Source organism: Rosenbergiella sp. YN46 (genome assembly GCF_036620675.1).
Classification (GTDB): Bacteria; Pseudomonadota; Gammaproteobacteria; order Enterobacterales; family Enterobacteriaceae; genus Jejubacter.
Genome location: NZ_JAZHEE010000036.1, coordinates 17,497 through 26,702, shown reverse-complemented (window position 1 = coordinate 26,702; position 9,206 = coordinate 17,497). Strand labels below are relative to the sequence as shown.

At 51.9% G+C, this 9,206-nt stretch carries 20 protein-coding genes; all 20 read right to left on the bottom strand.

Annotation, left to right across the window (positions count from 1 at the left end; genetic code table 11):
- Positions 1-24 precede the first annotated feature (24 nt).
- The 20 genes from rpsD to rplV all read right to left on the bottom strand — a co-directional run bounded on the left by rpsD (position 25) and on the right by rplV (position 9,203).
- On the bottom strand, positions 25-645 hold the full coding sequence (rpsD, locus tag V3W49_RS18900) for a 30S ribosomal protein S4 (RefSeq protein ID WP_154776080.1): 621 nt from the start codon (positions 643-645) through the stop codon (positions 25-27).
- A gap of 31 nt (positions 646-676) precedes the next feature.
- A complete protein-coding gene (gene rpsK / locus V3W49_RS18895) occupies positions 677-1,066 on the bottom strand; it encodes a 30S ribosomal protein S11 (RefSeq protein ID WP_116938351.1) in 390 nt (129 codons plus the stop codon).
- A gap of 16 nt (positions 1,067-1,082) precedes the next feature.
- Positions 1,083-1,439, bottom strand: a complete 357-nt coding sequence (gene rpsM / locus V3W49_RS18890; protein WP_138094402.1) for a 30S ribosomal protein S13 — start codon at positions 1,437-1,439, stop codon at positions 1,083-1,085.
- A gap of 146 nt (positions 1,440-1,585) precedes the next feature.
- Positions 1,586-1,702 (bottom strand): 50S ribosomal protein L36, encoded by a 117-nt coding sequence (gene rpmJ, locus V3W49_RS18885; protein WP_000868187.1) that lies wholly within the window; start codon positions 1,700-1,702, stop codon positions 1,586-1,588.
- Positions 1,703-1,730: 28 nt separating this feature from the next.
- Positions 1,731-3,062: a preprotein translocase subunit SecY gene (secY, locus tag V3W49_RS18880; RefSeq protein ID WP_138094405.1), complete on the bottom strand. Its 1,332-nt coding sequence runs from the start codon at positions 3,060-3,062 to the stop codon at positions 1,731-1,733.
- A gap of 7 nt (positions 3,063-3,069) precedes the next feature.
- Positions 3,070-3,504: a 50S ribosomal protein L15 gene (rplO, locus tag V3W49_RS18875; RefSeq protein WP_500147573.1), complete on the bottom strand. Its 435-nt coding sequence runs from the start codon at positions 3,502-3,504 to the stop codon at positions 3,070-3,072.
- 3 nt (positions 3,505-3,507) lie between these two features.
- On the bottom strand, positions 3,508-3,687 hold the full coding sequence (gene rpmD / locus V3W49_RS18870; protein WP_079805475.1) for a 50S ribosomal protein L30: 180 nt from the start codon (positions 3,685-3,687) through the stop codon (positions 3,508-3,510).
- Positions 3,688-3,693: 6 nt separating this feature from the next.
- Entirely contained in the window at positions 3,694-4,194 is a 501-nt protein-coding gene (gene rpsE / locus V3W49_RS18865; protein ID WP_154776077.1) for a 30S ribosomal protein S5, read from the bottom strand.
- A 14-nt stretch (positions 4,195-4,208) separates the two neighbouring features.
- Complete coding sequence (rplR, locus tag V3W49_RS18860) at positions 4,209-4,562, bottom strand: 50S ribosomal protein L18 (protein WP_017460073.1); 354 nt, start codon at positions 4,560-4,562, stop codon at positions 4,209-4,211.
- Between the two features lie 9 nt (positions 4,563-4,571).
- Positions 4,572-5,105 carry a 50S ribosomal protein L6 gene (gene rplF / locus V3W49_RS18855; RefSeq protein ID WP_500147572.1) on the bottom strand — a complete coding sequence of 178 codons (534 nt, stop codon included), beginning with the start codon at positions 5,103-5,105 and terminating at the stop codon, positions 4,572-4,574.
- A 12-nt stretch (positions 5,106-5,117) separates the two neighbouring features.
- A complete protein-coding gene (rpsH, locus tag V3W49_RS18850) occupies positions 5,118-5,510 on the bottom strand; it encodes a 30S ribosomal protein S8 (RefSeq protein ID WP_500147571.1) in 393 nt (130 codons plus the stop codon).
- Positions 5,511-5,543: 33 nt separating this feature from the next.
- Complete coding sequence (gene rpsN / locus V3W49_RS18845) at positions 5,544-5,849, bottom strand: 30S ribosomal protein S14 (RefSeq protein WP_138094417.1); 306 nt, start codon at positions 5,847-5,849, stop codon at positions 5,544-5,546.
- A 15-nt stretch (positions 5,850-5,864) separates the two neighbouring features.
- A complete protein-coding gene (gene rplE, locus V3W49_RS18840; RefSeq protein ID WP_138094419.1) occupies positions 5,865-6,404 on the bottom strand; it encodes a 50S ribosomal protein L5 in 540 nt (179 codons plus the stop codon).
- Positions 6,405-6,418: 14 nt separating this feature from the next.
- Entirely contained in the window at positions 6,419-6,733 is a 315-nt protein-coding gene (gene rplX / locus V3W49_RS18835) for a 50S ribosomal protein L24 (RefSeq protein ID WP_138094421.1), read from the bottom strand.
- A gap of 9 nt (positions 6,734-6,742) precedes the next feature.
- Positions 6,743-7,114 (bottom strand): 50S ribosomal protein L14, encoded by a 372-nt coding sequence (gene rplN, locus V3W49_RS18830; RefSeq protein WP_035344535.1) that lies wholly within the window; start codon positions 7,112-7,114, stop codon positions 6,743-6,745.
- 169 nt (positions 7,115-7,283) lie between these two features.
- Entirely contained in the window at positions 7,284-7,538 is a 255-nt protein-coding gene (rpsQ, locus tag V3W49_RS18825; protein WP_138094423.1) for a 30S ribosomal protein S17, read from the bottom strand.
- Positions 7,538-7,729, bottom strand: coding sequence for a 50S ribosomal protein L29 (gene rpmC / locus V3W49_RS18820; RefSeq protein ID WP_004388609.1), 192 nt, complete (start codon positions 7,727-7,729; stop codon positions 7,538-7,540). Before rpmC ends, rpsQ begins: the two co-directional genes overlap by 1 nt.
- Positions 7,729-8,139 (bottom strand): 50S ribosomal protein L16, encoded by a 411-nt coding sequence (gene rplP, locus V3W49_RS18815; RefSeq protein WP_090967267.1) that lies wholly within the window; start codon positions 8,137-8,139, stop codon positions 7,729-7,731. Before rplP ends, rpmC begins: the two co-directional genes overlap by 1 nt.
- Positions 8,140-8,151: 12 nt before the next feature.
- A complete protein-coding gene (gene rpsC / locus V3W49_RS18810; protein WP_138094425.1) occupies positions 8,152-8,853 on the bottom strand; it encodes a 30S ribosomal protein S3 in 702 nt (233 codons plus the stop codon).
- A gap of 17 nt (positions 8,854-8,870) precedes the next feature.
- Positions 8,871-9,203: a 50S ribosomal protein L22 gene (gene rplV, locus V3W49_RS18805; RefSeq protein ID WP_138094427.1), complete on the bottom strand. Its 333-nt coding sequence runs from the start codon at positions 9,201-9,203 to the stop codon at positions 8,871-8,873.
- Positions 9,204-9,206 lie beyond the last annotated feature (3 nt).

Below are 9,206 nucleotides of genomic sequence, written 5' to 3'. Positions count from 1 at the left end.
GTGTCCTCTCTTTGGTACTAAGCTTTACTTGGAGTAAAGCTCGACGATCAGGTGTTCGTTAATGTCCGCAGACAGATCAGAACGCTCCGGCTTACGCTTGAACGTGCCTTCCATCTTGCCAGCATCAACTTCCAGCCAGGTAGGCTTTTCACGCTGCTCGGCCAGCTCCAGAGCGGCCTTGACGCGAGACTGCTTTTTAGCTTTCTCACGTACGCTTACAACGTCGCTCGGTCTAACCTGATAAGAAGCGATGTTAACAACACGACCGTTTACCATAATAGCTTTGTGGCTTACCAGCTGACGTGCTTCTGCACGAGTGGCGCCAAAACCCATACGGTATACAACGTTGTCCAGGCGACCTTCCAGCAGAGCCAGCAGGTTTTCACCAGTGTTGCCTTTCAGACGCGCTGCTTCTTTGTAATAGTTACGGAACTGACGCTCCAGAACGCCATACATACGGCGAACTTTCTGCTTCTCACGTAACTGTACACCATAGTCAGACAGACGCGGTTTACGCGCACCGTGCTGGCCAGGAGCCTGTTCAATTTTACACTTGGTATCGATCGCGCGAACGCCAGACTTCAGGAACAGGTCTGTGCCCTCGCGACGGCTCAGCTTGAGCTTAGGACCCAAATATCTTGCCATTTTCTTTCTCCAACATTCCTAAAAACGGGCGTTATACGCGACGTTTTTTCGGCGGACGACAACCGTTGTGAGGGATCGGAGTCACATCAGTAATGTTCGTGATGCGGAAACCAGCGGCGTTCAGAGCACGAATGGTAGATTCGCGGCCCGGACCCGGTCCCTTAACCATAACTTCCAGGTTCTTGATACCGTAATCTTTCACGGCTTCTGCGCAACGCTCTGCTGCTACCTGAGCGGCGAACGGCGTAGATTTACGAGAACCACGGAAACCGGAACCACCGGCAGTTGCCCAACCCAGAGCGTTACCCTGACGATCGGTAATGGTAACGATGGTGTTGTTGAAAGAAGCATGGATATGAGCCACGCCGTCAGAGACTTGCTTTCTTACACGCTTACGTGCACGAATAGGTGCCTTTGCCATTATTCAATCACCCCGATTATTTCTTGATCGGTTTACGCGGACCCTTACGGGTACGTGCGTTGGTCTTGGTACGCTGACCGCGAACCGGCAGACCACGACGATGACGCAAACCACGGTAGCAACCAAGGTCCATCAGACGCTTGATGCTCAGGGTTACTTCACGGCGCAAATCACCTTCTACGACGAAATTACCTACTTCGTTACGCAGCGTGTCGATCTGTTCTTCAGACAGCTCACTGATCTTAACATCTTCAGCGATGCCCGCAGCGGCACAGATGGCCTTGGAGCGGGTTTTGCCGACGCCATAAATAGCGGTTAACGCGATTACAGCATGTTTGTGATCAGGAATGTTAATGCCTGCTATACGGGCCACTATGCACTCCTACTATTAGATTTGTACGCCCCATGCTGAAAAGCCCGTTTTCAGGATACTCAAATGGAAACGTACAGACATACAAAAGATTGGCTGGCTAATCTAGCCAGCTCAACCCAACTTTGCAAGAAAAATATGCGAGATAATCAGCCTTGACGCTGTTTATGCTTCGGCTCGGCACTGCAAATCACGCGGATAACACCATCACGCTTAACGATTTTGCAGTTACGGCATAATTTCTTGACGGAAGCACGAACTTTCATTTTTACTCTCCGTAACTTCTCAGGCGCCTTAGCGGCCGTAGCCTTTCAGGTTCGCCTTCTTCAATGCAGACTCGTACTGACTGGACATCATCAGAGTTTGCACTTGAGCCATAAAGTCCATGATGACCACGACAACAATAAGCAGTGAGGTCCCACCGAAGTAGAACGGCACTTTCATCGCATCACGCATGAACTCCGGGATCAGGCAGATAAAAGTAATGTAGAGCGCGCCGACCAGTGTCAGACGAGTCATTACTTTATCGATATACTTCGCCGTTTGCTCTCCCGGACGAATTCCTGGTACAAATGCACCGGACTTCTTCAGGTTATCTGCTGTTTCACGCGGGTTGAAAACCAACGCCGTGTAGAAGAAACAGAAGAAGATGATTGCAGACGCATAGAGTAACACATAAAGCGGTTGCCCAGGCTGCAAATACAGCGAAATTGTTGTCAGCCAGTTCCAACCCGTTCCGCCCCCAAACCACGACGCGATGGTCGCCGGGAACAGAATAATACTGGAAGCGAAGATTGCCGGGATAACCCCTGCCATATTCACTTTCAGCGGTAAATGTGTGCTCTGTGCAGCATAGACGCGGCGCCCCTGCTGGCGTTTGGCGTAGTTCACCACAATACGGCGTTGACCACGTTCAACAAACACCACGAAGAAGGTCACGGCAAATACCAATACTGCAACCAACAGCAACAGGAGGAAGTGCAGGTCGCCCTGCCGCGCCTGCTCGATAGTGTGGGCGATAGCTGGCGGAAGGCCAGCTACGATGCCCGCGAAGATTATGATAGAGATACCGTTGCCGATACCTCGTTCAGTAATCTGTTCGCCAAGCCACATCAGGAACATGGTTCCCGTGACCAGACTCACAACAGCGGTGAAATAGAACGCAAAGCCCGGGTTAATAACCAGCCCCTGCATCCCAGGCATATTCGGCAGACCGGTTGCAATACCGACCGACTGGAATATCGCTAACACCAGCGTGCCGTAGCGGGTGTACTGGCTAATCTTACGACGGCCAGCCTCCCCTTCTTTCTTCAGCTCTGCCAGGGCGGGATGAACCACCGTCAGCAGCTGGATGATGATCGATGCCGAGATGTACGGCATGATACCCAGTGCGAAAATAGAAGCACGGCTCAGGGCACCACCAGAGAACATGTTAAACATTTCAATGATGGTGCCACGCTGTTGATCGAGCAGTTTGGCAAGTACAGCGGCATCAATACCAGGGATCGGAATAAAAGAGCCAATACGGAACACGATCAGCGCACCGATAACAAACAAAAGTCTGCGTTTCAGCTCGCCGAGGCCGCCTTTAGCACTTTGAAAATCTAATCCCGGTTGCTTTGCCATCTGCTACTTATTCCTCGATTTTACCGCCAGCAGCTTCGATAGCAGCACGCGCACCTTTGGTGACACGCAGGCCGCGAACGGTTACCGGACGAGTTACCGAACCCGCCAGGATCACTTTCGCGAACTCGATCTGGATACCGATAATGTTAGCTGCTTTCAGCGTGTTCAGGTCAACTACGTCGCCTTCCACTTTAGCCAGGTCAGACAGACGAACTTCTGCGGTAACCATAGCCTTGCGAGAGGTGAAGCCGAACTTCGGCAGACGACGGTACAGCGGCATCTGGCCACCCTCGAAACCGCGACGTACGCCACCGCCAGAACGAGACTTCTGACCTTTGTGACCACGACCACCGGTTTTACCGAGGCCTGAACCGATACCACGGCCCAGACGCTTACCTTCGCGCTTGGAGCCCTCGGCCGGAGACAGAGTATTTAAACGCATCTCTTACTCCTCAACTTTAACCATGAAGGAAACCGCGTTGACCATACCGCGAATAGCAGGAGTATCCTCGCGCTCTACGGTGTGACCAATACGACGCAGACCCAGGCCAAGCAGCGTTGCCTTATGCTTCGGCAAACGACCGATAGCGCTACGGGTTTGAGTGATTTTAATAGTCTTTGCCATGGTCAATTACCCCAGAATTTCTTCAACGGATTTACCACGCTTGGCAGCGACCATTTCCGGAGATTTCATGTTCGCCAGACCGTCGATAGTTGCACGAACCACGTTGATCGGGTTGGTGGAACCATAGGCCTTGGCCAGAACGTTATGGACCCCGGCGACTTCCAGGACGGCGCGCATTGCACCACCGGCGATGATACCGGTACCTTCGGAAGCCGGCTGCATGAACACGCGAGAACCCGTGTGAACACCTTTAACCGGGTGCTGCAGGGTAGCGTTGTTCAGCGCGACGTTAATCATGTTGCGACGGGCTTTTTCCATCGCTTTCTGGATCGCTGCCGGAACTTCACGGGCTTTACCGTAACCAAAACCTACGCGACCGTTACCGTCACCCACTACAGTCAGAGCGGTGAAGGAGAAAATACGGCCACCTTTAACAGTCTTGGATACGCGGTTTACCGCGATCAGCTTTTCCTGCAGTTCGCCAGCTTGTTTTTCGATGTGAGCCATCTTACACCTCTACCTTAGAACTGAAGGCCAGCTTCACGGGCAGCATCTGCCAGTGCCTGGACACGACCATGATATTGGAAACCAGAGCGGTCAAAAGAAACATCTTTGATGCCTTTTTCCAGAGCGCGCTCAGCGACAGCTTTACCGACAGCGGCGGCAGCGTCTTTGTTCCCGGTGTACTTCAGTTGCTCAGAGATAGCTTTTTCTACAGTAGAAGCGGCTACCAGAACTTCAGAACCGTTCGATGCGATTACCTGGGCGTAAATATGACGCGGGGTACGATGTACCACCAGGCGAGTCGCTCCCAGCTCTTTGAGCTTGCGACGTGCGCGGGTCGCACGACGGATACGAGCAGATTTCTTATCCATAGTGTTACCTTACTTCTTCTTAGCCTCTTTGGTACGCACGACTTCGTCGGCGTAACGAACACCCTTGCCTTTATAAGGCTCAGGACGACGGTAGGCACGCACGTCAGCAGCAACCTGGCCGATCACCTGCTTATCAGCGCCTTTCAGCACGATTTCAGTCTGAGTCGGACATTCAGCAGTAACGCCTGCCGGCAGCTCGTGGTCAATCGGATGTGAGTAACCCAGAGACAGGTTCAGCACATTGCCTTTAACCGCTGCACGATAACCTACACCAACCAGCTGCAGCTTCCGGGTGAAGCCTTCGGTAACACCGATAACCATTGAGTTCAGCAGTGCACGAGCGGTACCCGCCTGCGCCCAGCCGTCAGCGAAGCCGTCACGCGGACCGAAGGTCAGCGTATTGTCGGCATTTTTCACTTCAACAGCATCGTTGATAGTACGAGTCAGCTCGCCGTTTTTACCTTTGATCGTAATAACCTGACCGTTGATTTTAACGTCAACGCCGGCAGGAATAACGACCGGTGCTTTAGCAACACGAGACATTTTTTCCTCCGATTAGGCTACGTAGCAGATAATTTCGCCACCAAGACCAGCCTGGCGCGCTGCACGATCGGTCATAACACCTTTTGAGGTAGAAACGACAGCAATACCCAGACCGGCCATAACTTTCGGCAGCTCATCTTTTTTCTTATAGATGCGCAGGCCCGGGCGGCTGACACGCTGAATGCTCTCTACCACAGCCTTGCCCTGGAAATACTTAAGAGTCACTTCCAGTTCAGGCTTAGTGTCGCCTTCAGTTTTAAAATCTTCGATATAACCTTCTTCCTTCAGCACTTTGGCAATTGCCACTTTCAGCCTGGAGGAAGGCATGGTGACCGCAACTTTGTTCGCGGCCTGACCGTTACGGATACGGGTCAGCATATCCGCGATCGGATCTTGCATGCTCATCTGTCTTTACTCCCGTGATTCAATTGGTGACAATTACCAGCTAGCCTTTTTCAGACCCGGAATTTCACCGCGCATAGCGGCTTCACGGACCTTAATACGGCTCAACCCGAACTTCCGCAGGAATGCGTGCGGACGACCTGTTTGACGGCAGCGATTACGCTGACGGGACGGGCTGGAATCACGCGGCAGAGTCTGCAGCTTAAGAACGGCATTCCAACGATCTTCGTCGGAAGCGTTCACGTCTGAAATGATTGCTTTCAGTTCAGCGCGTTTAGCGAAGTACTTATCGGCCAGTGCGGCGCGCTTAACTTCGCGAGCTTTCATTGATTGCTTAGCCATGAACGTAACCCTGGTTTACTTGCGGAACGGGAAGTCAAAGGCTGCCAGCAGAGCGCGGCCTTCATCATCGGATTTCGCAGTGGTGGTAATGGTGATATCCAGACCACGTACGCGATCGACTTTGTCATAGTCGATTTCCGGGAAGATGATCTGCTCACGGACACCCATGCTGTAGTTGCCACGACCGTCGAAAGACTTTGCGGACAGGCCACGGAAGTCACGGATACGCGGTACAGCAATGGTGATCAGGCGCTCAAGGAACTCCCACATGCGTTCGCCACGCAGAGTTACTTTACAGCCGATCGGATAGCCCTGACGGATTTTGAAGCCTGCAACAGATTTGCGTGCTTTGGTGACCAGCGGTTTTTGACCGGAGATTGCCGCCAGATCCGCTGCTGCGTTGTCCAGCAGTTTCTTGTCAGCGATCGCTTCACCAACACCCATGTTCAGGGTAATCTTCTCGACCCGAGGGACTTGCATGACAGAATTGTAGTTAAACTCGGTCATGAGTTTTTTAACTACTTCGTCTTTGTAGTAATCATGCAGTTTCGCCATCGTACTACTCCAAATTACTTGATAGTTTCGCCATTAGATTTAAAGAAACGGACTTTTTTGCCGTCTTCGAATCTAAAGCCTACACGGTCCGCTTTACCGGTTGCCGCATTGAAGATCGCAACGTTGGACAGCTGGATCGCAGCTTCTTTTTCAACGATGCCACCCGGCTGGTTCAGAGCCGGAACCGGCTTCTGGTGTTTCTTAACCAGGTTGATACCTTCAACGATGACCTTACCAGAAGTCAGGACATTTTTTACTTTACCGCGCTTACCTTTATCTTTACCGGTCAGCACGATAATTTCGTCATCACGACGGATTTTCGCTGCCATGTTCGCTCCTTAGAGTACTTCTGGTGCCAGAGAGATGATTTTCATAAACTTCTCAGAACGAAGTTCACGAGTAACCGGCCCAAAAATACGCGTACCGATCGGCTGCTCGCTGTTGTTGTTCAGAAGAACACAAGCATTGCCATCGAAGCGAACGACAGAACCGTCAGGGCGACGAACACCCTTCCTGGTGCGCACCACTACCGCCTTCAGCACATCACCTTTCTTCACCTTGCCACGAGGAATTGCTTCCTTGATGGTGATTTTGATGATGTCGCCGACGCCTGCGTAGCGACGGTGCGAGCCACCCAGAACCTTGATACACATTACGCGACGCGCGCCGGAGTTGTCGGCGACGTTCAGCATAGTCTGTTCTTGGATCATTTCAGTGCTCCGCTAATGTCAACTACTACTACTTCGGGACCTAATTAAACAGGTCGTTGGAAAGCCCCATAATCAAGGGCGCGGCATTATAACACCACCCGCCTGATATGGGTAGAAAAAATAAACGGCCCATCGCTGGGCCGTTTATTTGTATGAAAGAGGTACTGTATTACAGAACCGCTTTCTCTACAACGCGAACGAGAGTCCAGGACTTGGTCTTGGAAATCGGACGGCATTCGTGGATTTCTACCACGTCACCGATACCGCATTCGTTGTTCTCGTCGTGTACGTGCAGTTTAGTCGTACGTTTGATGAATTTACCGTAGATCGGGTGTTTCACGAAACGCTCGATAGCAACAACGGCAGACTTCTGCATTTTGTTGCTAACAACACGACCCTGCAGAGTACGGATTTTATCGGTCATTACGCACCCGCCTTCTCAGTCAGTAAAGTCTTAACGCGTGCGACATCACGACGCACTTGCTTCAACAGGTGAGTCTGTTGCAGCTGGCCACTTGCCGCCTGCATGCGCAGGTTGAACTGCTCGCGCAGCAGGTTAAGCAGCTCGGTGTTCAGCTCTTCAACGCTCTTTTCACGCAGCTCTTTTGCTTTCATTACATCACCGTCTTAGTTACAAAGGTGGTTTTGATGGGCAGTTTCGCTGCTGCCAGCTTGAATGCTTCACGGGCCAGCTCTTCCGATACACCGTCCATCTCGTACAGGACTTTGCCCGGCTGAATCAAGGCAACCCAATATTCCACGTTACCTTTACCTTTACCCATACGCACTTCCAGCGGCTTTTCGGTGATCGGTTTGTCCGGGAATACACGGATCCAGATCTTACCCTGACGCTTAACTGCACGGGTCATTGCACGACGTGCTGCTTCGATCTGACGGGCAGTCAGACGACCACGGCCAACAGCTTTGAGACCGAAAGTGCCGAAGCTAACATCCGTACCGGCAGCCAGACCACGGTTGCGGCCTTTGTGCACTTTACGGAATTTTGTACGCTTTGGTTGTAACATCAGCGACGCTCCTTATTTACGGCCTTTACGCTGCTGCTTTTTGGGTTGAGCAGCCGGTTTTTCCGCCTGTTCAACAGCAGCCATACCACCAAGGATCTCACCTTTGAAGATCCACACCTTAACGCCGATTACACCGTAAGTGGTGTGCGCTTCGGAAGTGTTGTAGTCAATATCAGCACGCAGGGTGTGCAGCGGAACACGACCTTCACGATACCATTCGGTACGTGCGATCTCCGCGCCGCCCAGACGGCCGCTAACTTCAACTTTGATACCTTTAGCGCCCAGACGCATAGCATTCTGAACAGCACGCTTCATCGCACGACGGAACATCACACGACGCTCCAGCTGAGAAGTAATGCTGTCAGCAACCAGTTTTGCGTCCAGTTCAGGCTTACGAACTTCGGCGATATTGATCTGAGCAGGTACGCCAGCCAGATCGGCTACGGCCTTGCGCAGTTTTTCTACGTCTTCACCTTTCTTACCGATAACGATACCCGGACGAGCAGTGTGAATGGTCACACGAATGCTCTTAGCCGGACGCTCGATAACGATGCGGGATACGGACGCTTTAGCCAGTTCCTTAGTCAGGTACTGGCGCACTTTAAAATCGCTGTCCAGGTTGTCAGCGAATTCTTTGGTGTTCGCGAACCAGGTAGAGTTCCAGGGTTTTACAATACCCAGGCGAATACCATTAGGATGTACTTTCTGACCCATTGCTAGTCTCCAGAGTCTCAGCGATCGGACACAACCACAGTAATGTGGCTGGTGCGCTTCAGGATGCGATCTGCACGACCTTTGGCACGCGGCATAATGCGTTTCATGGTCGGACCTTCGTCGACGAAGATTTTCGTGACTTTCAGATCGTCGATATCAGCGCCATCGTTGTGTTCAGCGTTAGCAATGGCAGATTCCAGAACTTTCTTGACCAGTACAGCCGCTTTCTTATTGGTGTAGGTCAGAACTTCAAGAGCCTGCGACACTTTCTTACCGCGGATCAGGTCAGCCACCAGGCGAACCTTCTGAGCAGAAGAACGAGCATGGCGATGTTTAGCGATAGTTTCCATCTC

Bases quoted from the DNA above. Each gene is read 5' to 3' on its own strand.
- rpsD (WP_154776080.1), bottom strand. From the start codon at position 645: ATGGCAAGATATTTGGGTCCTAAGCTCAAGCTGAGCCGTCGCGAGGGC.
- rpsK (WP_116938351.1), bottom strand. From the start codon at position 1,066: ATGGCAAAGGCACCTATTCGTGCACGTAAGCGTGTAAGAAAGCAAGTC.
- rpmJ (WP_000868187.1), bottom strand. From the start codon at position 1,702: ATGAAAGTTCGTGCTTCCGTCAAGAAATTATGCCGTAACTGCAAAATC.
- secY (WP_138094405.1), bottom strand. From the start codon at position 3,062: ATGGCAAAGCAACCGGGATTAGATTTTCAAAGTGCTAAAGGCGGCCTC.
- rplO (WP_500147573.1), bottom strand. From the start codon at position 3,504: ATGCGTTTAAATACTCTGTCTCCGGCCGAGGGCTCCAAGCGCGAAGGT.
- rpmD (WP_079805475.1), bottom strand. From the start codon at position 3,687: ATGGCAAAGACTATTAAAATCACTCAAACCCGTAGCGCTATCGGTCGT.
- rpsE (WP_154776077.1), bottom strand. From the start codon at position 4,194: ATGGCTCACATCGAAAAACAAGCTGGCGAACTGCAGGAAAAGCTGATC.
- rplR (WP_017460073.1), bottom strand. From the start codon at position 4,562: ATGGATAAGAAATCTGCTCGTATCCGTCGTGCGACCCGCGCACGTCGC.
- rplF (WP_500147572.1), bottom strand. From the start codon at position 5,105: ATGTCTCGTGTTGCTAAAGCACCGGTCGTTATTCCTGCCGGCGTTGAC.
- rpsH (WP_500147571.1), bottom strand. From the start codon at position 5,510: ATGAGCATGCAAGATCCGATCGCGGATATGCTGACCCGTATCCGTAAC.
- rpsN (WP_138094417.1), bottom strand. From the start codon at position 5,849: ATGGCTAAGCAATCAATGAAAGCTCGCGAAGTTAAGCGCGCCGCACTG.
- rplE (WP_138094419.1), bottom strand. From the start codon at position 6,404: ATGGCGAAACTGCATGATTACTACAAAGACGAAGTAGTTAAAAAACTC.
- rplX (WP_138094421.1), bottom strand. From the start codon at position 6,733: ATGGCAGCGAAAATCCGTCGTGATGACGAAATTATCGTGCTGACCGGT.
- rplN (WP_035344535.1), bottom strand. From the start codon at position 7,114: ATGATCCAAGAACAGACTATGCTGAACGTCGCCGACAACTCCGGCGCG.
- rpsQ (WP_138094423.1), bottom strand. From the start codon at position 7,538: ATGACCGATAAAATCCGTACTCTGCAGGGTCGTGTTGTTAGCAACAAA.
- rpmC (WP_004388609.1), bottom strand. From the start codon at position 7,729: ATGAAAGCAAAAGAGCTGCGTGAAAAGAGCGTTGAAGAGCTGAACACC.
- rplP (WP_090967267.1), bottom strand. From the start codon at position 8,139: ATGTTACAACCAAAGCGTACAAAATTCCGTAAAGTGCACAAAGGCCGC.
- rpsC (WP_138094425.1), bottom strand. From the start codon at position 8,853: ATGGGTCAGAAAGTACATCCTAATGGTATTCGCCTGGGTATTGTAAAA.
- rplV (WP_138094427.1), bottom strand. From the start codon at position 9,203: ATGGAAACTATCGCTAAACATCGCCATGCTCGTTCTTCTGCTCAGAAG.